The organism is Azospirillum baldaniorum, assembly GCF_003119195.2.
Lineage (GTDB): Bacteria > Pseudomonadota > Alphaproteobacteria > Azospirillales > Azospirillaceae > Azospirillum > Azospirillum baldaniorum.
Genome location: NZ_CP022254.1, coordinates 157,139 through 175,892 on the forward strand (window position 1 = coordinate 157,139; position 18,754 = coordinate 175,892).

Consider the following 18,754-nt stretch of genomic DNA (forward strand, 5'->3'; position numbering starts at 1 on the left):
TGCCAAGTCATAACTCTTTAGAGATATGGTTTGGCGCCATCCGGGCCAGCATCCGGGCGATGCGGCGGACCATATCGGCGGAGGTCTCGCCAGGGAGCGGGGCGATCAGCCTTTGGGTGGGAAACCAGGGCCGCGCGCCGCTGCCCATCCAGGTCCAGTCCCGACCACCCAGCCGCCAGACCGGTACCCCCAGGGCACCCGCCAACTCTCCGGCGGCGGTGGCGGGCAGGATGACGAGGTCGAGCGCCGCCATCAGGGCCGCCACCCCCTCCAGATCGTTCTTGAGGTCCAGCTCGTCCCAGCGATGGACGCGCTGCGCGCCGTCGGGCTCGATGGAGGCCAGTTCGGCGGCGCAGTCGCCGTATTGCAGGTTGACGGCACGGACACCCGGCACCTCCAGCAGCGGCAGCCAGTCGGTGATGCGGGTGTAGGCGCCTTCGCGATGCGCCGTGATGATCTGGCTGCGCCAACTGATGCCCACCTTCAGGCCCGGGCCAAGCGCCTCCACCCGTTCCCGCCAGAGGGCAGCCCGCTCCGGATCGGGGGACAGGAAGGACGGGCGGACAGGAAAGCGTTCCAGCCGGTCCCGCCGGATGGCGGGCAGGGAACCGGCGGGGATCTGCAGGTGGCAGTCCGGCGGGTCGAACCGCTCCCGCCCATCGGCGGTGAGGGACTCCGCCCGCACGACCGCCCAGGGGAAGGCGCGGGCGTAAAGGGACACCAGCCGCGCATCGCATTCCAGGACCACGGTTCCGCCGCTGTCCTTCAGGTCGCCGAAGACGGAGGCAAAGAGGATCTCGTCGCCCAGCCCCTGCTCCGGCCAGACCAGCAGGCGGCGCCCGTGCAGAGGCTCCCCATTCCAGACGGGCAGCGCGATGCGGCGCGCCCTTTGAAGCTGGCGGGCGGAGAAACGCCGCCCGTAGCCGGCCCAGCCGGTGACAAGGTCGCCGTCCGCCAGGGCCAGCAGCCCGACGTTCCAGGCGGCGAGCGCCAGTCCGGGGGCCACCCGCAGGGCGCGGTCGAGGAAATGCCGGCAGAGGGCCGGACGATCCGCCATCTTGGCGAGTGTGCCCAGGTTGTTCAGGGTGTCGGCGGAGTCCGGCCGCAAGGTCAGCGCGCGCCGGTAATGGGCCGCAGCCTCGTCGAAGCGTCCCTCCACCTCGCAGGCGAAGCCCAGGTTGGTGTGGGCCGCCGGATTGGCCGGTGCCAGATGGATGGACCGCCGGTGCCAGCGCTTGGCCTCGGCCAGCCGCTCCGGCCCGTTCATGCTCAACCCCATGTGGGTCATCGCTTCGGGGAAATCCGGGCGCAGCGCGATCGCCCGGCGGAAACAGGCGAGGGCTTGGTCCGGACGATCCATGGCCTGCCGGACGAGGCCCAGGTGGTTCCAGGCGGTGGGGAAATCCGGATCGGTCCGGAGCGCCGCTGCGATGTTGCGCTCCGCCTCCGCGTGCTGGCCGGCCTGATGCTGGGTCAGGCCGAGAAGATGGAGGGCGTCGCCGTGCCGTGGCGCCAGATCGAGGACCGCGCGATAGGCCGCCATGGCGTCGTCCAGCCGCCCCGCCCGGTGCAGGGCGATGGCGTGGTTCAGCAAGGCTTCCGGATCGGCGGCGGGCGATGGCGATGGCGGGGCCGGGGGGAGAGTGTCCGCGCGGTCGGGAACAGGAGCCGGAGCGGGCCGCATCGCGGCCAGGCCGCGTGCCATGCCCGCCAGCACCTCGTCGAAGGTTTCGCCCGGGCGTGGCTGGAACAGGCGCATCGTCGGGAACCAGGGGCGGACACCGGTGCCGAGCTGCGTCCAGTCGCGGTGCCCGAAGCGCCACACCGGCACGCCCAAGGCGCCGGCCAGTTCGCCCGCCGCCATCGCCGGGGTGATGACGAGATCCAGATTGGCGGTCAGGGCCGCCGCTGCTTCGAAATCGTCCTTCAGGTCCAGATCGTCCCAACGGTGGATGGTCACGCCGAAGCGCGCCTCCGCCGCCGCGATCTCCGCCGCGCAGTCGTCATACTGCAGATTGACGAACACCATTCCCGTCAGCGCGAACAGCGGCGCCCACTGGTCCAACGTGGTGTAGGCGCCCTTGTGCTCGGGCGTCGCCAACTGGCTGCGCCATCCGATTCCGATCTTCAGACCCGGCCCCAGGGCATCCAGCCGGTCCCGCCACAGGGCGGTGCGGGCCGGATCGGGCTTCAGCCAGGGCGTGAACTGGTCGAAGGAGGCGAGCGTTCCCCGCAACAGGCCGGGCAGGCTGGCCGCCGGAACCTGGAGGTCGGCGTCGGGGGGAACCATGGTTTCCCGCCCTTCGGCATCCAGCGTCTCCGCGCGCACCGTCGCGCGCGGAAAGGAACGGGCGAACAGGCTGACCAGCCGCGGGTCGGTCTCGATGGTCACCGGCCCGCCGCCCCAGGCGATGACATCGCCATAGCAGGAGGCGAACAGGATCTCGTCCCCGATTCCCTGTTCCCGCCAGATCATCAGACGGCGCCGGCGCAGCCCCTCGCCCCGCCACCGCGGTGCGTCGATCCGCCGGTCGGGAAGAACCCGGCCGGCGGCGAAGCGCCGTTCGTAGCCTTCCCAGCCGCGCTCCAGCCGTCCGTGCAGAAGGGCGATGACGGCGAGGTTGTCGCTGGCGCTGGCAAGGTTTGGGTCATGGGCCAGCGCCTCCTCGTAGCAGGCTTCCGCCTTGGTGAACTGCCCCTGCGCCCGAAGGGCGTTGCCGAGATTGTGGATGGCTTCGACGGCGTGCGGGTTCCGGCCGAGCACCTTGCGGAAGCATTGCTCGGCCTGGGCGGGGCGCCCCAGCTTCAGAAGAACGCTGCCCAGATCGTTCAGCGTCACCGGATTGTCGGGCGCGCGCTTCAGCGCCTCGCGGTAGGCGATCTCCGCGCCCTCGTAGGCGCCCTTGCGTTGCAGGGCGGTGCCGAGATTGTGGTGGGCCTTCGGGTCGTCGGGCCGCAGCCGCAGCGCGGCGCGGGCTTGGGCCAGCGCCTCGTCCAACCGCCCGGCGGCGCTCAGCGCGTCGCTGAAATTGGTGTGGGCCTCGACCATCGCGGGGGCCAGCACCGCGGCGCGGGCGAAGGCGCGCAAGGCGTCGTCCAGGCGGTTCTGGGCGCGCAGCGCGTTGCCAAGATTGTACCAAGCTTTGACGTAGCCGGGCTCAATCTCCACCGCCGCGGTGAAAGCCAGCGCCGCCAATCCCGGCAGCGCCTGCGCCTGGAAGGCGTTGCCCAGATTGTGGCGCGGTTGGGCCGACAGGGGATTCAGGGCGGCGGCCATGCGGTGCGCGTCCGCCGCCTCGGCGTGACGGTTCAGCGCGGCGAACGCGCTTCCCAGATTGTCGTGGTAGTCGGCGACGCCACCGGCCTGCCGGATCGCCTCTTCGATCAGCTCGACGGCAGGGCGGGGATGCCCGGCCTGGAGCGCCAGCACGCCCAGCAGGTGCAGCGCGTCGGGGTGGTGCGGGTCGGCGGCCAGGACGGCGCGGTAGTCGCGCTCCGCATCGGCCAGCCGTCCCGCCCGATGGTGGTCGACGGCGCGGCCGAGCCGGGCGGCGAGGGCGTCGGGCGTCGTCGGCGAAGCCTGGTCGGGGGGCTGGTTCATGAGGTTCGCCTTTTCCGTCTGCCCGATCCGGCCCCGGGTTGCGGGGCATTCCGCCGGTCTGTTGCCGCCGGTCTGTTGCCGGAAGGGAGTGCCATGTTCACCGGTTCCCGGTAAAGATGCTGTTTAGCCCATGTCCCATTCAGGAGCCGTTCCGTGTCCGAGCCGAGCGATCCGCCCCGTTCCCCGTCGCCGCGTCCGGGCCTGCTCGCCCGTGGCGTGGGGAGGCTGGGTGGTTTGGCCGCTCAGGCGATGCGCCTCTATGGCGAGGCCAACGCCCTGGCCTCGGACGGGCTGGCCGCGGAGGCGGAAGCCGCCTACCGCCGCACGCTGGCTCTGAACCCGCGCTTCGCGGAGGCGCACAACAACCTGGGCAATGTCCTGCGCGCCCTGGGCCGTGCGGAGGAAGCGGTGGCGGCCTACCGCGAGGCGCTGGCCTGCGGCCTCGACCATCCGCTGGTCCACTACAATCTGGCCTCCGCCCTGAAGGCGGCGGGCGACGCGGCGCCGGCGGAGCGGCATTTCCGCCGGGCGCTGGCCGAGGAACCGGCCTATGCGGAGGCGTTCAACAACCTCGCCAATCTGCTGCGCGACGGAGAGCGGCTGACCGAATCCGCCACCGCCTACCGCCGCGCGCTGGCCTTGCGGCCTGCGTGGGACGAGGCGCACGACAACCTGTCCGGCGCCCTCTACCTGCTTCACGAGGAGGGACGGCACGAGGAGGCGGCGCGGTTCGCCCGGCTTTGGCTGCGCGACCATCCCGACCATCCGGTGGCCCGCCATATCGGCGCCGCCGTCGCCGGCCTGGACGCCGAAGAACGGGCGTCCGACGCCTATGTCCGGCAGGTGTTCGACCTGTTCGCCGGGGAGTTCGACGACAAGTTGCTGGGCGAGCTGGGCTACCGCGCGCCGACGCTGCTCGCGGAGGCGTTGAGCAACGTGGGAATTGTGCAGGACTCAAGCCTGGATGTGCTGGACGCCGGCTGCGGCACCGGCCTGTGCGGTCCCTTCCTGCGGGGCTCTGCCCGGCGGCTGGTCGGGGTGGACCTCTCCCCCGGCATGCTGGAGCGCGCCGCCGCCCATGGCCTGTACGACGCGCTGGATGAGGCGGAACTCGGCGCCTTCCTGTCGGAACGCCCGGCGGCCTTCGACCTGATCGTGGCCGCCGACGTGCTCTGCTATTTCGGCGCGTTGAACGGAATTTTGGCGCAGGCCGCCGCGGCGCTGCGTCCCGGCGGACGGCTGGCCTTCACGGTGGAGCGGCTGGAGGAGGGCGGGGCGCCCTGGCGGGTCAGCCCGCACGGCCGCTACGCCCATACGGAGGGCCATGTGCGGGACGGGCTGAGCGCGGCGGGGCTGACCATCCTGCGCCTTGCTCCGGACACCCTGCGCCATGAGAGCGGCGCGCCGGTGGCCGGGCTGGTGGTGCTGGCAACGCGGCCCTGACGGGGCCGCCGCCAACCTCAGTCGAGCATCGGCAGGCCGGTCTCGATCCGCACCAGGGCGGCGAGCAGCGGAGCGCCGATATCGCGGCGGACGAAGTTGCTCGCCCGGTCCGCGGCGTTGAGCGAGCCCTGGAAGCTCTTGCGCCAGCGGTCGTCGCCGTACATCACCTTCTCCGCCTTGGCCTTCTGGGCGAGCAGGCCGGGCCGGCGGCCGGCGGAATCGTCCACCAGACGGGTCAGCCGCTTCATCAGCTCGTTGGCGCTGGTCGGGTCGCCGCGCTTCAGCGCCGCCTCGATCAGCTCGGCCAGGGCCTCGCCGCGGATGTCGAGGTCCTGCACCTGCTCGGCGTAGGACAGCGCCACCGAGGCGTCGGAGCGGCGGGCGATGCGGCCCAGCACCGCCGGGATCGTCCAGGGATTCTCGTCCTGCACGGTGCGCAGCAGGCCCAGCGCCAGATTGGTGTCGCCCAGCTCCGCCGCGGCGACGGCCAGCTCCGGCGGGCAGCAGTCGGTTTTGGTCTCGCGGAACTTGGAGAACTGCGTCTCCACCGTGTTCAGGAACAGGGTGCGGGCCGCGCCCTCCTTCCCGGCGCGCAGCAGCGTCTGGGCGACCAGACCCAGCTCCCAGCTGCAGTTGCGGGCGGTGGCGTAGGCCTTGGCCTCCTCGGCGAGCTGCCCGGCCAGGGCCATGTCGCCGCGCCACGCCGCCGCCTTGGCGATGTCGGCGAGATTGTAGATGCGGGTCGAGCATTCCGGGATCTGCCGGGTGATGTCGAGCGCGAGCTGGTTCTGCCCCATCAGGGCGAGCGCGCGGGCGACGAACAAGTCCTGGCCGGCCCCGTCGGACGCCGCGCCGCGCCGCACCGCGCTGACGAAAGGCGCGATGATCTCCTTGGCCCGCGCGGTATCGCCGATGGTGTTGTAGGCGACGGCCAGCGACAGCCAGTCCCAGCGGGCGGCGGTGATCGGCGTCTCCACCGGGGGAAGCATCTCCGCCACCCGGTGCAGGAAGCACAGCGAGGTCATCGGCTCGTTGCACACCAGCGAACGGATGCGCGAGCGGAATTCGAAGAAGTCGAAGTCGCCGACGAACTGGTTGGTGACGAGCTGGACGGCCAGCGCGCTGTCCGGATACTTGACGACGATCTCGTTCAGCAGCCGGTCCGCCTCCTTCAGGAAGCGGCTTTCCTCGGCGATGTCGTAGGTGTTGTCCGCCTGCCGGATCATCTGCATCGCCTGGACGAACAGGCGGTTGGCCGGCCCCTGGTCGGGCAGCGGCTGCTGCTGCGCCATCGCCGGGGTGCCGACGCCCCCCGCCGCCACGGTGAACGCCGCCAGCGCCAGGAGCAGGCTCATGGCGGCGGAGGCGGCAAGACGGCGGGCGGGGGCGGGCAGGATGGCCATGGCGGTGCGGAGACCCTGGTGCGCTAGAGGACGCGGGCGTAGTTGACGACACGCTGGACGTTCGGCAGCGTGCGGGCGTGCTCGATCACGCGGTCGAGCTCGCCCTGGTGGGTGGCCAGACCCATGAGATAGACGACGCCGTTGACGGTATCGATGCTGAAATTCTGGCTATGAATTTGTGAATCGAAGGTCAGCTTGGTGCGCAGCTGTGTGGTGATCCAGGTGTCGCGGGCGCTGTCCATGATGCCCGAATCGGTGTCCACCTGGATCTCGTTGATGACTTCCTTGACGCCTTCCACCTGCCAGCACAGGCGCACGGCGTCGAGGCGCATCTGCGCGTCGGTGGCGCGGCCGGTCAGCAGCACGCGGCCCTGGTCGACCGTCAGGCCGATGCGGCTGTGCATGTCCAGCGAATGCTGGAACCACAGATGGTTAATGCGGGCCTTGATCTCGGTGTCCGAGGCGAAGCCGGACAGGCCGCGGTGCTCGCTGGCCGCGACGACGGCGGTGCCCCCGGCGGCGCCCAGCACGACAGGCGCGCAGCCAGACGCAAGACCCGCGACAGCGGCCATCCCGACCAGCGCCCAAAGGCGGCCAAACCCCGACACGCTCTGCCTCCGATCCCCGGCCCGCCGAAAGAGCGGGCGGGCGGAAAAAGTCATGCCGCAGGTGCGTTGGCAATGGGGAATCTTGGGAGTGTCAGGCTTCATCGTGGTTTTGTCCCGGGGTGATGCACGAATGTTTCACTCGCTGCGAGCGCGAAGGAATCCGGGCTAGGCAAAGGGCGCGCGCGTCACCAGCCCGGCGATTTCGCGCGCGAGAACGCGGGCGATCTTCTGCCGCGCCTTGGGGTCGCGCAGGATCGCCTCGTCCTTCGGATTCGACAGGAAGCCGGTCTCCAGCAGAACGGACGGGATGTCCGGCGCCTTGAGCACGGCGAAGTTGGCCGAGCGCATCGGGTTGTCGAGCAGCAGCATCTCCTTCCCCGCCCCCTTCACGATCGCATGCCTGGCCACCAGCGCCGCGTGCTTGGTGTGGCGCGCCGTCAGGTCGAGCAGGATCTCCTTCACGGCCTTCTTGGCATCCTTCACGTCGACGCCGCCCAGCCGGTCCACCGCGTTCTCCTTGCGGGCCAGCGCCGCGGCGAAGGAGTCGGAGCTTTTCTCGGACAGGGTGTAGGCGGACAGGCCGCGGGCCTCGCGGTTGGGCGCGCTGTCGGCGTGGATGGACACGAACAGGTCGGCCCGCGCCGCGCGCGCGGCGTCCACCCGCTCGCCCAGGGCCAGGAAGCGGTCGCCGTCGCGGGTCAGAGTCACCCCCAGCTTGTGTTGCCGCGACAGGAGGCGCCCGACCTCCTGCGCGATGTGCAGGGTGATCTCTTTTTCCTGGGTGCCGCGCGCACCGATGGCGCCCGGGTCGATGCCGCCGTGGCCGGGGTCGAGCACCACCATGCGCGGACGCGAAGCCGGGCGGGGCTTGGTCTGGGCGCCCGCGGCGTGCGGGAACAGCAAGGCGCCGGCCCCGGCGAGGGGGACGGTCAGCGCCAGCTGGAGAAGACGTCTGCGTTCCATTCGCCCCTGATTCCGCAAGGAGTTGGGGCCGCCGAAACCAAAAGTCCTGAGCGCGATCGGAAAGGCGGCGTCCGGCCCGAACAGGCCTGAGGTTGAGCCCAAGGTGTGAGCGTTAACCAATGGGGACGCGCAAAAGGGTTGTCAAGGCCGGCCGGGTTAGCTCCGCCAATTGTCGCGGCCAAGCCATCATGGAGGGCGTCGCCACCCTATGAAGATTCGACTCTTTCCAAGAATTCCTTGATGATGATGGCCGAAAGCGCTAAAATTTTAGAAATAAGCTCGGGAGGTGGCGATGTTGAGGAAAGCCTTGTTCAACATCATCCGGCAGGAGCAGCGCGAGGTCGAAGACGAACTCGAAAAGGAAGAGCGCCGCACGGCTCCCGACGTCGGCCGGGTGGTTGCGTTGCAGCGCGAAGTTACCGACCTGAGGCGCGAACTGGAGCATTACCGCGACGTCTGATCGCACGAATACGAACAATACCGTCCGCAAACCCCTTTCCCGCAGTGGCGGGAAAGGGGTTTTTTGTATTCGCACGCATTGCCCTGGGTCTATCGCGGTGCAGCGTTTTAATGCTGCGGTGCAGCATAGTTTTGCTTATTTCGTGAGCAGCGCAAAGATCGACTTTGAGATTTTGAACAGAATTTAATCACGGCGCTGCCGAAATCGTGGAATCCGTTGATCCAAAGCAATGGACACCGTGGGGGCAGCGGGCAGACTTCCGGGGTAGCCTGTTTGTCACAGGGGCGATTTATCCCATCCGGCCAAGCACATGAACGGACCGGAGCGGCGGGCTGCGGGATTGGGCGAGACCGACGATGAACCGCTGGCACGCCGGTTGCGGAGTGCCAGTCCGAACGCTCCCTGCTCCCTGGATGGAGGGCTGCCCGATGTCGGACGCTGTTTCGGACGCCATGGCCGAAGACGCCCAGAACGTCACTGTTCATTCTCTCGTGCCCACCGTGCGCCGCCGCCGTGGCGGCCAACTGACCGCCGGCCTGTCGCTGGTGTCGCAACGCTACCTGCTGCTTCTGCGCTTCGCGGTCGTCAACGCCGCGGGCTTCACCCTTCTCGCCGCCGCCTGGGCGGAGGGGCTGATCGACCCCATCGTCGCCACCGACAGCACGCATCTCTGCCTGCTGATCTTCCTGGTCTTCCTGGCCGGCCTGGGCCTGTCGGCGCAGCGCATCCTGCGCGCCAGCCGCGAGCTGAACCGCGCCAAGGAATTCGACCCGTCCGTCCCGTCGCGCGCCGCGCGCTATCTGGCGGAGATCCGCGGACGGGATTCCGGGGCGCGGTCGATCGCCGCCTCGTCCCTAAAGTTCAAGCTGTCGGCGCGCATCGGGACGGTGCGGCAGATCTCTTCGACCCTGGTGATCCTCGGTCTGATCGGCACGGTCATCGGCTTCATCATGGCCCTGTCGGGGGTGGACCCGCAGAAGGCCGGCGACGTCGCCGCCATCGGCCCGATGGTGTCGAAGCTGATCGAGGGGATGGCCGTCGCGCTCTACACCACGCTGGTCGGCGGCGTCCTGAACATCTGGCTGAACATCAACATCGGCCTGCTGTCCGGCGCCACGGTGAATCTGATCACCGAAATCGTCGCCGTGGGGGAACGCCATGCAGGCCCTTGACCAGTTCGAGGAGGACGACGCCGGCACCGTCTTCCGCGACGTCATCACGCTGGCGCTCTGCGGCTTCGTGGCGGTGGTCATCCTGCTGCTTCCCCACATCCGGCCGGAGGCCAAGCAGGCTGACACGGCGGGAGTCGCAGCCCCCGGCAACGTGATGGTCGAGGCGCGCTGGCCCGACGAGCTGGACGCCGACGTGGACCTGTGGGTGGAGGCGCCGGGCGACGTGCCGGTCGGCTATTCCAACAAGTCCGGCGTGATCTTCAACCTGCTGCGCGACGATCTCGGCCGCAACGCCGACCCGACGAAGCTGAACTACGAGGCCAGCTACAGCCGCGGCATCCCGCCCGGCGAATACGCGGTGAACCTGCATCTCTACCGGAACAAGGCGACGGTCTTCCCGGTTCCGGTCACGGTGGTGGTCAGCGCCAAGCGGCCGGACGGCGACAACGCGCGCCAGCTCCTTGCCACCACCGTCCAGCTCGACCGGGAGGGGCAGGAGCTGACCGTCTTCCGTTTCAAGCTGACGGAGTCCGGCGAACTGGTCGGCGACAGCGTGCACAGTCTCTACAAGCCCCTGCGCAGTGGGAGGAAATCATGACCCAACTGCTCGACTTCCAGGTCGCCGCGGTCGCGCTGGCCGCCACGCTCGCCACCATCGCCATCTGGGCGCCGCGCCGGCTGTGGGTGAAGGTGTCGGCGGTCGCCGTCTCCATCGGCTTCATGCCAGTCGCCTACGCCGGCATGGCCGACCTGCTGAGCAAGCCGAAGCCGGTCCGCATGGAGTGGGCGCAAAGCGCCACCGCCCAGGCCACCATTCTGGGCGCCCAGATCAAGGAGGGGCAGGGGATCTACCTGTGGCTCCAGTTGGAGGGCGGGGCCGAGCCGCGCTACTACAAGCTGGCCTGGGATCAGAAGCTCGCCGAACAGCTTCAGCAGGCGATGCGCGAGGCGGAGAAGAACCGATCCGGCATGGCCATGACCTTGCCCTTCGAGAAAACCCTGGACCCCGACAAGCCCAAATTCTACGCCCTGCCGCAGCCCCAGCTTCCGGAGAAGAACGGCGAGGAGGGCGGGCCGGGACCGATGGTCTACCGCCACCCCGGCATGGATGCCTGACGCGCTGGACGCGACCGGATCGTGACGCTGGGTACGGGGCTCCTCATCCCAGCTTCACGTACCCCCGCTCGATCACCCGTTCCGCCGCTTCGAAGACCGCCTGCATCTCCTCGTAGGCGCGGCGGACGCGGGCCAGTTCCTCGATGGCGGCGGCATCGGGATGACGGTGATCCGCCACCTTCAGCCCGGCGCGCAGATAGTCGGCCCGCAGCTCCGCCACCCGGACAGCCATGCGTAGGAAGGACGTCTGGTTGAGGTTGGGAAGCTCGCGTCCCATCACTTCGCAGTTCGCCTCCAGCACCGCCGCTTCCATGTTCTCCAGGAAGTGCATGATCCGGTGCCGCGACGTGTTTTCCGCCGCTTCCGGCGTCAGCAGCTTGTCAACCTTGCCCTTGGCATACTCGCCGATGATCTTCCCGCCCATGCCCATGGCTCGCCTCCCGGTTCGGCCCAATGCCGAAACGACGCATTGTCGCATGGGAATCCTTACCAAATGCTGCCGGAAAGGCGTTCCGGTATTCCCACATTGCACGATGCATCCCGCGGACGATCGTGCTAGGGAATCCGCCCTCGATTCCAGGTCGCAACGGTAGGCGCGCATGTCCGGCACCGCTTCTGAATACATCCTCACCGTCTCGTGCCCCGATGCCGTGGGCATCGTCTACGCCGTGTCGGGCTTCCTGGCCGAGCGGTCGTGCAACATCATCGACAGCGCGCAGTTCGGCGACCGCGGGACCAATCTGTTCTTCCTGCGCATTCATTTCTCGGCCGCCGCTGCGGGGCCGTCGCAGGCGGAGCTTCAGGCGGCCTTCGCCGAGCAGGTGGCCGAACGCTTCGGCATGACCTGGAAGCTGCACGACGCCGGGCGGCGCCAGCGGGTGCTGATCATGGTCTCGAAGTTCGGGCATTGCCTGAACGACCTGCTGTACCGCTACCGCACCGGCTATCTGCCGATCGAGATCCCGGCCATCGTGTCCAACCACCGCGACTTCTACCAGCTCGCGGCGTGGCACAACATTCCCTTCCATCACCTGCCGGTGACCAATGACAGCAAGGCCCAGCAGGAGGCCCGTCTGCTGGAGATCGCGGAGCAGGAGAAGATCGATCTGGTCGTGCTCGCCCGCTACATGCAGGTGCTGTCCCCGGCCCTGTGCGAGCGGATGGCCGGGCGGGTCATCAACATCCACCACTCCTTCCTGCCCAGCTTCAAGGGCGCCAAGCCGTACCATCAGGCGCACGCCCGCGGCGTGAAGCTGATCGGCGCCACCGCCCACTACGTCACCTCGAACCTCGACGAGGGGCCGATCATCGAGCAGGAGGCGGAGCGCGTCGACCACACGATGACGCCCGACGACCTGGTGGCCATCGGGCGTGACATCGAGAACATCGTGCTGGCCCGGGCGGTCCGCTACCACGTCGAACACCGCGTCCTGCTGAACGGCGGACGCACCGTCGTCTTCAAGTAAGGCGGCTGGCCTTCTCCGACCCTTCGGGAACCTCAGTGCTTCATGGCGAGCGAGGCTTCCTCGGGGTGGGGGGTGAAGACGGCGCGGGTGATCGCCTGCTCGATCTGCTCGCGGGTGAAGGGCTTGGGGATCACCGGGCCCAGATGCTCCAGCCCCTGCTTGGCCAGTTCGTTGGGGAAGGCGGTGACGAAGATCACCGGCAGGAAGCGCTGGCGGCGAAGCTCCCGCGCCACTTCGATGCCGTTGTCGCCTTCGGCCAGACGGATGTCCATCAGCGCCAGCGTTGGCGCATGGCGGGAGGCCAGGGTCAGCGCCTCGTCCATGGTGGCGGCGTTGCCGCAGACGGTGTGGCCCATGCCGCGCACCGTTTCCGCCAGATCGAAGGCGATGATGGCGTCGTCCTCAACGATCAGGATGGTCGCCGTCAGCTTCGAGCGCACCCGCTCGCGCGCAAAGTTCAGCCGCTCCACCGCGTCTTCCGGGGCGATGCCCAGAACGGTGGCGGCGTCGGCGACCGGCAGGTCCTCCAGGTTGACCAGCAGGTAGAGCCGGCGGTCCATCTCGTCCAGGCTGTGCAGCGCCGCCTCGACCGGGTGGGCGCCGGGGGCGCCGGCCCGGGCGCCGGAACTGTCCTGCAGCTGGTTCAGGTAGCGGTAGAGCGAACCGCGCGACGGGTCCACCGCCGCCGACCCGACCGGCCCGTCCAGATACCATTCCAACGTGCGCGTCACCAGGGCATCCCCCTGCGTCGACGTTCCCGTCAAGGCCCGCGCGTAGCGTCGCAGATAAGGCAGATGTTCCATCAGGTGGCGGGTGTTCTGATCCATGACTTTTTCCCCGTACCTCCAGCCAGTGCGGACCGCCGAGGGGGCGCTGGCTTGCCTGCCGCGTTTCCCGGACTTTGCCGAATGTTCCCGTCCGATCGCTTACAAAGTTAAGTTCATATGGCGCAGTTCGCGCCGTATCGGGAGTGACGACGAAAGGGTTATTCGGGATAGCTTGATCGGATTAAGTCCCGTCGCCGGACGGGCGACGTCATACCTCGTCCGCTTGGGCGCAGGGGCTTTTCGGGCGGTCCGCCCCCGTTCCGTTCGCTGCACATGCGAGGGAAGCGGAACAATTGGCAAAGGCCGGTTGTTGGGATTGCCAATGGTGTGATTCCTCCCTGAACCGCCAGTCACTGCCGCCGCAGCGCCTGTCCCAGCGGGGACGCGCCGGCGGCGTTTTTTTGCACGGCATCGAAAAAAAAGCGCGCTGGTGGGCTTGCGCCGGGATGAGTGCGATATTACTGACTGTCCCCGGCGTCGCGCACCGGTGGTGGAACGGCTTGGAAACCGTCCGGCACCGACACGCCAGACCCGTGCCTGTCGAACCGCGTATGCCAGGGCCGCGCATGCCAGAGTCGCGTATGACCGAACCAGATTTCGACCCGGCAGACTCCGATCGGCCCGATTCCGATCCGCCGGTGACGGATGGCATGGCGCCGGACGAACTGTCGGACTTCCATGCCTGGCGGCAGCGCGTGGTCGGCACCAACATTTCCGACAAGACCCTGCTGGCGACCGATTATCTCAATCACTTCAACGAAATCGTGATGCTGATCGAGATGATTCCGGACATGCCGGACATGCTGGAGGAATGCCTGATCTGGCAGCCCAAGAGCTACCAGGAGCATTTCCGCGACAGCGGCTTCTCGGACAAGGAACTGGCCATTGAGGCGTACGGCCACGTCCCCGCCAAGTTCAAGCGACCGTTCGAGGACACCATCGCCCAGGCGCATCAGGTGGTCCGTCACACGCTTGAGCGCGTGTCCATCGACATCCAGGATGGGGCGACCGACAAGCTGCGGCTGGACTGCCAGACCTCCGTCGCGATGATCCACCGAATCATCCAGGTCGCCAACGGCATCATCCACGGCACCGCCCATGTCATGGAGCAGGGCGAAATCGACCTGTATCTGAGCGCCGACTGAGCGGTCGAACTCTTGGGGTGAAGGCGCCCGATCTCTGCGCAGATGATTATTGCTTGTGCACCAAGCATTCCTTCCTTGCATGGCTCAAAGGCCGAGCGTCCAACTACAGTAAGCCTTCGAACGAAGAAGAGGCGGCGCTGCGGCGGATGCCTCCCACCGGGAGTGGAGACAGACCGTGAAGGGACCCGCCATCGCAGCGGCCGAGGCATCGGCCGGGGCGCAGGGGGACGTGTCGGTCGATGTGGAGGCTGCGGCTGACCTTGCCGCCTCCCCGGAGATGCGCCTCTGGTTGCGTCTTTCGGCGTGCGCCGTTCTCATCGGCGCCCGGTTGCGCAGCCGTTTGCGTGATGAGTTCAGCACCACCCAGCCGCGTTTCGATCTGTTGTGCCTGCTCGACCGTCAGCCGGAAGGGCTGACCATGGGCGAGTTGTCGAAGCGCATGATGGTCACCAACGGCAACGTCACCGGCATTGTAGAACGGCTGTCCGCGGACGGGCTGGTCACGCGCGCCGCGGCGTCGAACGACCGGCGCATGCAGTTCGTCCGGATCACCCCCGAAGGCAGCGCCCTGGCGCAGGCCATTGCGGCGGCGCAACGTCGCTGGCTGGCCGAGCTGACGGCGGGAATGCCCCACGGCGACATGGTGCAGTTGATGGGATTGTTGGGAAAGCTCAAGAACACGGTGCGTGGCGGAGGCGTCAGGGGATGATTCGGTCCGGTCATATCGACAGTTTCACGCGTGACCGGCTGCCGCCGCCGGAGCAGATGCCTGACTTTTCCTACGACCGGCCCGAACTCACCTATCCCGAGCGTCTGAACGCCGCCGCGGCCCTGCTGGACGTTTGGCGGGAGCGCGGCTGGGACGAGCGTCCCTGCGTCATCGGAAACGACGACGTGTGGAGCTATGGCCGCTTCCGCGACACGGTGGACCGCATCGCGCGCCTGCTGACCGAGCGGTTCGGGATCGTTCCCGGCAACCGCGTTCTGGTGCGCGGGACCAACACGCCGATGCTGGCCGCCTGCTGGCTGGCGGTGCTGAAGGCCGGCGCGGTGGTGGTGCCGACCATGCCGCTGCTGCGCGCGACGGAACTGGAAAGCATCATCGAGCGCGCCGCCGTCTCGCTGGCGCTGTGCGACGCGCGCTTCGCCAAGGATCTCAACGGGGCGGCGGAATCGATGGGCGGGGGGATGCCTGTCGTGACCTTCAACGGCGGCGACCTGGAAGGATGGTTGGAAGAGACCGAAGCGGGCTTCGCCGTGGTGGACACCGCCGCCGACGATGTGGCGCTGATCGCCTTCACCTCCGGCACCACGGGCAAGCCCAAGGCGACCGCGCATTTCCACCGTGACCTTCTGGCGGTGGCCGACCTGTCGCCGCAATCGCTGCTGAGGACCGGCGGCGACGACGTGTTCTGCGGAACGCCGTCGCTCGCCTTCGCCTATGGGCAGGGGGGAATGCTGCTGTTCCCGCTGCGGGTGGGGGCGTCGGTCGTGCTGCTGGACCGGGCGACGCCGGAGCGGCTGTTGGAGGTGACCGCGAAGCACAAGGCGACGGTGATGTTCACCGTGCCGACCGTCTACCGCGCCATGACCGCACGGATCGAGGAGGACGCGTCCTTGGCCGAGGGGCTGCGCACGCTGCGCGCCTGCGTCTCGGCGGGGGAGCCGCTGCCCGCCACCACGCTGGAGGGCTGGCAGGCGGTGACGGGAATGGAGATCCTCGACAGCTTCGGCACCACGGAGATGCTGAACGCCGTCCTGCATTCGCCGCCCGGCGCCGTCCGGCCCGGCGCCACCGGGATGGTGGTTCCGGGATACGAGGCCCGCGTGGTCGATGACAGCCTGACCCCGCTGCCTCCCGGCCAGATCGGGCGGCTGGCCGTGCGCGGCCCGACCGGCTGCATCTATCTGGACGACCCGCGCCAGGAGAACTACGTGCAGGGCGGCTGGAACCTGACCGGCGACGCCTTCCGCATGGATGAGGACGGCTATTTCTGGTATCACGCGCGGACCGACGACTTGATCGTCTCCGCCGGCTACAAGATTTCCGGTCTGGAGGTGGAGGACGTCCTGCTCGGCCACGAGGCGGTGGAGGAGTGCGCGGTCATCGCGGCGCCCGATCCGCTGCGCGGCTCCATCCCCAAGGCCTTCATCGTCACCCGCGACGGCGTGCGGCCCAGCGACGATCTGGCGGAACGGCTGCAATGCTACGTCAAGGACCGGATCGCTCCCTACAAGTACCCCCGTGCGGTGGAGTTCCTGGAGCAGTTGCCGCGGACGGAGACGGGCAAGATCCAGCGCTACAAGCTGCGGCAGAGGGAATGGGTCGAGAACGAGGATTGACCGGGGACCGGGCGGCGCACGCACCGCTGGTGCAGTTCCTGCTCTTCGCGATCGTCGGCTGCGCCGCGGCGGTCGGCCATTACGGCGTTCTGATCATCCTGTCGGAGCTGGCGGCGGCCCCGCCGGTCCTGGCCTCGGCGGCGGGATTCCTCGTCGGCGGCGTCATCAGCTACCTGTTGAACTACGGCCATGTCTTCCGCAGCGAGCAGGATCATCTGCCCACCGCCACGAAGTTCGTGGCCGTCGCGGCGGTGGGGCTGTTCGTGAACAGCGCCATCATGTGGGTTTTGGCGCAGCGGCTGGGCCTGCATTACCTGCTGGCCCAGCTCACCGCCACGGCGCTGGTGATGCTGTGGAGCTTCGGGGCGAACCGCTACTGGACCTTCAAGGCCGGATCGCCCGCCGACTGAGTATGGAGCCGGGCGACGAAGGAATGGCGGTGCGGCGTCGGGCCGATGTTCTTCGCCAGACGATCGCCCCGAAGCCCGGCAGCGGACAGCCGGGCCTGCAACTCCGCCGGTGTGTAGGTTGAAAAGCCGGCCTCGCGCCGGATGCGGCGGTAGTCGGACAGGGCCATGCGCCCCAGCCCCATCAGCGCCGCCATCAGGAAGCCGTGCCGGCGCGCCATGCTGAGTTGGCTGGCGATGTCGCGCAGCATCGGCGTGTCGGGCTCCACCACATCGGCGATCAGGATGCGCCCCCGCGCGCCGATCAGGTGGCGCCAGCGGTGAAGGACGCACTCCAACTCCTCGCGCGGGATGTATTGCAGCACGGAGACGGCCAGCACCAGATCGACGCTGCCCGTCGGCAGGGTGGCGAGATCGTCGTCGTCGAGAACCCGGATACCCGGATGGCCGGACAGCCGCTCGCGCAGGCGTTGCCGCACCGCGGGGGCGGCGTCGTACAGCCAGACGTTCCGGCAGCGCTTGGCCATGGCCTCCGCCGCCAGCGCGTCGCCGCAGCCGAAATCCAGGACGGTCCCCCCCTCCGGAAGATGGGCGTCGAGGTCGTTCTGCAGGCAGGCGAAATGCGCCTCCAAATTGCGCTGGTTCGCGTAGATGGCGTTGGGGCGGTTCCAGAAATCGACCCAGCCGCTGGAGCCCTGGCCGCCCGGTGGCCCGGACGACGTCCCATTGTCGTGCATATCCCGCATCCCCTTTTGTGGGCCGCTTCTTACCGAGGGGATTTTGTTGTTCGTCTCTTCTCCCGGAAGAGCCCCCTCGATCCGGCCGTGTCGTAATGATGGTAGGGGCGAACAATCGCAACGGTCAAGAATGACCGGCGGAACTATGCCGCCGGGGGGCGGAGAAGCGGGAGGTTGTATCAGGGCGCCGGGAACTCGGCGAAGCGGGCGAGCCGGATGTTGCGCTCCCCAAGCAAGGCGGCGAAGGCCGGGCTTCTCAGATAGTCATGCTCCACCTTGCGCTGGTCCACCAGCGGGTCGGCGCGGCGCAGGGCTTCGTCCGGGGTGCCGGGATGGACCATAACCAGCAGCCGCCCGGCGGGACGGTCGAGAAAGCGCGCCATCAGCTCCGGGAAGGGCTGGCGTCCGGAGAAGTCGTAGACACCGGCGAAGCGGTCGTTTGCGGGAATGCCGCGCGCCCGCGCCAGCCGCGTCAGCCCGCCGCCCAGCCCGCCGATCAGCAGCGTCTTCGGCACCGCCACGCCGCGGCGCAGGACGGCCCCCACCGGTTCCGCGCACAGGCGGACATAGGCGCCGGGCAGAGTGGCCAGGGCGTCGGCGACAGCGTCGCGCACGGTGGGAAGCTGGTGGACGTGCTGGTGGCCATCAATGTAGGCGGGCGGGCCGCCCCAGGCCGAGGCGAAGGCGTCGAGCTGGCGGGCCAATTCCTCCCGGATTTCCTTGGGATCGAGGCCGCCGGTGTAGGCCAGTTTCATCAACCGCCCCAACGGCGGCAGCTTTCCGTCCGGCGCCAGCTTGGGCAGGGACCCCAGCGGCGGCTGGTCGGTCAGGGTGAAATGCAGCCCAACGTCCGCCTTGTCGGCCAGTTCCTTCAACGGCGCCGCTCCCCCCGCCCAATAGGGGCAGAGCGTCATGGCCGAGGTTGCCGTCAGCCGTCCGGCGGCGATGAGGTCGCGGATGGCCTCGTTGACGCCGGGCGCGAGGCCGTAGTCATCGGCGCAGAGCAGGACCGGATGCGCGGAACGCGGGGCTGGGGTGGTGTCGGTGTCGGGCATGGCGATGT

General features: G+C 68.5%; 18 protein-coding genes. 10 read left to right on the forward strand and 8 right to left on the reverse strand.

Going from position 1 to position 18,754, the window contains the following annotated elements:
• Positions 1-7: 7 nt before the first annotated feature.
• Positions 8-3,601 carry a tetratricopeptide repeat protein gene (locus tag Sp245p_RS15060; protein ID WP_014198644.1) on the reverse strand — a complete coding sequence of 1,198 codons (3,594 nt, stop codon included), beginning with the start codon at positions 3,599-3,601 and terminating at the stop codon, positions 8-10.
• Between the two features lie 153 nt (positions 3,602-3,754).
• Between Sp245p_RS15060 and Sp245p_RS15065 the strand changes: the two genes are divergently transcribed.
• Entirely contained in the window at positions 3,755-5,044 is a 1,290-nt protein-coding gene (locus tag Sp245p_RS15065) for a tetratricopeptide repeat protein (RefSeq protein WP_014198645.1), read from the forward strand.
• A gap of 17 nt (positions 5,045-5,061) precedes the next feature.
• Here the strand turns inward: Sp245p_RS15065 and Sp245p_RS15070 are convergent, their stop codons facing one another.
• The 3 genes from Sp245p_RS15070 to Sp245p_RS15080 form a co-directional block, all read right to left on the reverse strand.
• Entirely contained in the window at positions 5,062-6,447 is a 1,386-nt protein-coding gene (locus tag Sp245p_RS15070) for a tetratricopeptide repeat protein (protein ID WP_014198646.1), read from the reverse strand.
• Positions 6,448-6,470: 23 nt separating this feature from the next.
• Positions 6,471-7,157, reverse strand: coding sequence for a BON domain-containing protein (locus Sp245p_RS15075; protein WP_165359981.1), 687 nt, complete (start codon positions 7,155-7,157; stop codon positions 6,471-6,473).
• A gap of 63 nt (positions 7,158-7,220) precedes the next feature.
• On the reverse strand, positions 7,221-8,018 hold the full coding sequence (locus Sp245p_RS15080) for an N-acetylmuramoyl-L-alanine amidase family protein (RefSeq protein ID WP_014198648.1): 798 nt from the start codon (positions 8,016-8,018) through the stop codon (positions 7,221-7,223).
• A 307-nt stretch (positions 8,019-8,325) separates the two neighbouring features.
• On the opposite strand from Sp245p_RS15080, the gene Sp245p_RS34950 reads away from it, so the two are divergent.
• The 4 genes from Sp245p_RS34950 (at position 8,326) to Sp245p_RS15095 (ending at position 10,766) form a co-directional block, all read left to right on the forward strand.
• Entirely contained in the window at positions 8,326-8,478 is a 153-nt protein-coding gene (locus Sp245p_RS34950) for a hypothetical protein (protein WP_158282581.1), read from the forward strand.
• Positions 8,479-8,906: 428 nt separating this feature from the next.
• Positions 8,907-9,650 carry a MotA/TolQ/ExbB proton channel family protein gene (locus tag Sp245p_RS15085; protein ID WP_165359982.1) on the forward strand — a complete coding sequence of 248 codons (744 nt, stop codon included), beginning with the start codon at positions 8,907-8,909 and terminating at the stop codon, positions 9,648-9,650.
• Positions 9,637-10,248: a hypothetical protein gene (locus Sp245p_RS15090; protein WP_014198652.1), complete on the forward strand. Its 612-nt coding sequence runs from the start codon at positions 9,637-9,639 to the stop codon at positions 10,246-10,248. Before Sp245p_RS15085 ends, Sp245p_RS15090 begins: the two co-directional genes overlap by 14 nt.
• Entirely contained in the window at positions 10,245-10,766 is a 522-nt protein-coding gene (locus Sp245p_RS15095) for a hypothetical protein (protein WP_014198653.1), read from the forward strand. Before Sp245p_RS15090 ends, Sp245p_RS15095 begins: the two co-directional genes overlap by 4 nt.
• A 43-nt stretch (positions 10,767-10,809) precedes the next feature.
• Here the strand turns inward: Sp245p_RS15095 and Sp245p_RS15100 are convergent, their stop codons facing one another.
• On the reverse strand, positions 10,810-11,196 hold the full coding sequence (locus Sp245p_RS15100) for a hypothetical protein (protein ID WP_014198654.1): 387 nt from the start codon (positions 11,194-11,196) through the stop codon (positions 10,810-10,812).
• Positions 11,197-11,365: 169 nt separating this feature from the next.
• Between Sp245p_RS15100 and purU the strand changes: the two genes are divergently transcribed.
• On the forward strand, positions 11,366-12,232 hold the full coding sequence (gene purU, locus Sp245p_RS15105; protein WP_014198655.1) for a formyltetrahydrofolate deformylase: 867 nt from the start codon (positions 11,366-11,368) through the stop codon (positions 12,230-12,232).
• 32 nt (positions 12,233-12,264) lie between these two features.
• Here purU and Sp245p_RS15110 read toward each other — a convergent pair whose 3' ends face one another.
• Positions 12,265-13,059 carry a response regulator gene (locus Sp245p_RS15110; protein WP_014198656.1) on the reverse strand — a complete coding sequence of 265 codons (795 nt, stop codon included), beginning with the start codon at positions 13,057-13,059 and terminating at the stop codon, positions 12,265-12,267.
• Positions 13,060-13,640: 581 nt separating this feature from the next.
• Between Sp245p_RS15110 and Sp245p_RS15115 the strand changes: the two genes are divergently transcribed.
• From Sp245p_RS15115 to Sp245p_RS15130, 4 genes are all read left to right on the forward strand, one after another.
• The gene (locus Sp245p_RS15115) at positions 13,641-14,204 is read left to right on the forward strand and encodes a hypothetical protein (RefSeq protein ID WP_014198658.1); all 564 of its coding nucleotides are present in this window, start codon (positions 13,641-13,643) and stop codon (positions 14,202-14,204) included.
• Positions 14,205-14,379: 175 nt separating this feature from the next.
• Positions 14,380-14,913: a MarR family winged helix-turn-helix transcriptional regulator gene (locus Sp245p_RS15120; RefSeq protein ID WP_014198659.1), complete on the forward strand. Its 534-nt coding sequence runs from the start codon at positions 14,380-14,382 to the stop codon at positions 14,911-14,913.
• Positions 14,910-16,547, forward strand: coding sequence for an AMP-binding protein (locus Sp245p_RS15125; RefSeq protein ID WP_014198660.1), 1,638 nt, complete (start codon positions 14,910-14,912; stop codon positions 16,545-16,547). The genes Sp245p_RS15120 and Sp245p_RS15125 overlap by 4 nt, the downstream gene beginning before the upstream one ends.
• On the forward strand, positions 16,544-16,957 hold the full coding sequence (locus Sp245p_RS15130; protein WP_014198661.1) for a GtrA family protein: 414 nt from the start codon (positions 16,544-16,546) through the stop codon (positions 16,955-16,957). The genes Sp245p_RS15125 and Sp245p_RS15130 overlap by 4 nt, the downstream gene beginning before the upstream one ends.
• On the opposite strand, the gene Sp245p_RS15135 is transcribed toward Sp245p_RS15130, so the two are convergent.
• Together Sp245p_RS15135 and Sp245p_RS15140 are read right to left on the reverse strand one after the other, a co-directional pair.
• Positions 16,921-17,691, reverse strand: a complete 771-nt coding sequence (locus Sp245p_RS15135; protein ID WP_014198662.1) for a class I SAM-dependent methyltransferase — start codon at positions 17,689-17,691, stop codon at positions 16,921-16,923. The genes Sp245p_RS15130 and Sp245p_RS15135 overlap by 37 nt on opposite strands.
• 179 nt (positions 17,692-17,870) lie before the next feature.
• A complete protein-coding gene (locus tag Sp245p_RS15140; RefSeq protein ID WP_014198663.1) occupies positions 17,871-18,746 on the reverse strand; it encodes a ChbG/HpnK family deacetylase in 876 nt (291 codons plus the stop codon).
• Positions 18,747-18,754 lie beyond the last annotated feature (8 nt).

Coding starts and splice junctions, on each gene's coding strand:
- Sp245p_RS15060 (WP_014198644.1), bottom strand. CDS start 3,601: ATGAACCAGCCCCCCGACCAGGCTTCGCCGACGACGCCCGACGCCCTC.
- Sp245p_RS15070 (WP_014198646.1), bottom strand. CDS start 6,447: ATGGCCATCCTGCCCGCCCCCGCCCGCCGTCTTGCCGCCTCCGCCGCC.
- Sp245p_RS15075 (WP_165359981.1), bottom strand. CDS start 7,157: ATGAAGCCTGACACTCCCAAGATTCCCCATTGCCAACGCACCTGCGGC.
- Sp245p_RS15080 (WP_014198648.1), bottom strand. CDS start 8,018: ATGGAACGCAGACGTCTTCTCCAGCTGGCGCTGACCGTCCCCCTCGCC.
- Sp245p_RS15085 (WP_165359982.1), top strand. CDS start 8,907: ATGTCGGACGCTGTTTCGGACGCCATGGCCGAAGACGCCCAGAACGTC.
- Sp245p_RS15090 (WP_014198652.1), top strand. CDS start 9,637: ATGCAGGCCCTTGACCAGTTCGAGGAGGACGACGCCGGCACCGTCTTC.
- Sp245p_RS15095 (WP_014198653.1), top strand. CDS start 10,245: ATGACCCAACTGCTCGACTTCCAGGTCGCCGCGGTCGCGCTGGCCGCC.
- Sp245p_RS15100 (WP_014198654.1), bottom strand. CDS start 11,196: ATGGGCATGGGCGGGAAGATCATCGGCGAGTATGCCAAGGGCAAGGTT.
- purU (WP_014198655.1), top strand. CDS start 11,366: ATGTCCGGCACCGCTTCTGAATACATCCTCACCGTCTCGTGCCCCGAT.
- Sp245p_RS15110 (WP_014198656.1), bottom strand. CDS start 13,059: ATGGATCAGAACACCCGCCACCTGATGGAACATCTGCCTTATCTGCGA.
- Sp245p_RS15115 (WP_014198658.1), top strand. CDS start 13,641: ATGACCGAACCAGATTTCGACCCGGCAGACTCCGATCGGCCCGATTCC.
- Sp245p_RS15125 (WP_014198660.1), top strand. CDS start 14,910: ATGATTCGGTCCGGTCATATCGACAGTTTCACGCGTGACCGGCTGCCG.
- Sp245p_RS15135 (WP_014198662.1), bottom strand. CDS start 17,691: ATGCACGACAATGGGACGTCGTCCGGGCCACCGGGCGGCCAGGGCTCC.
- Sp245p_RS15140 (WP_014198663.1), bottom strand. CDS start 18,746: ATGCCCGACACCGACACCACCCCAGCCCCGCGTTCCGCGCATCCGGTC.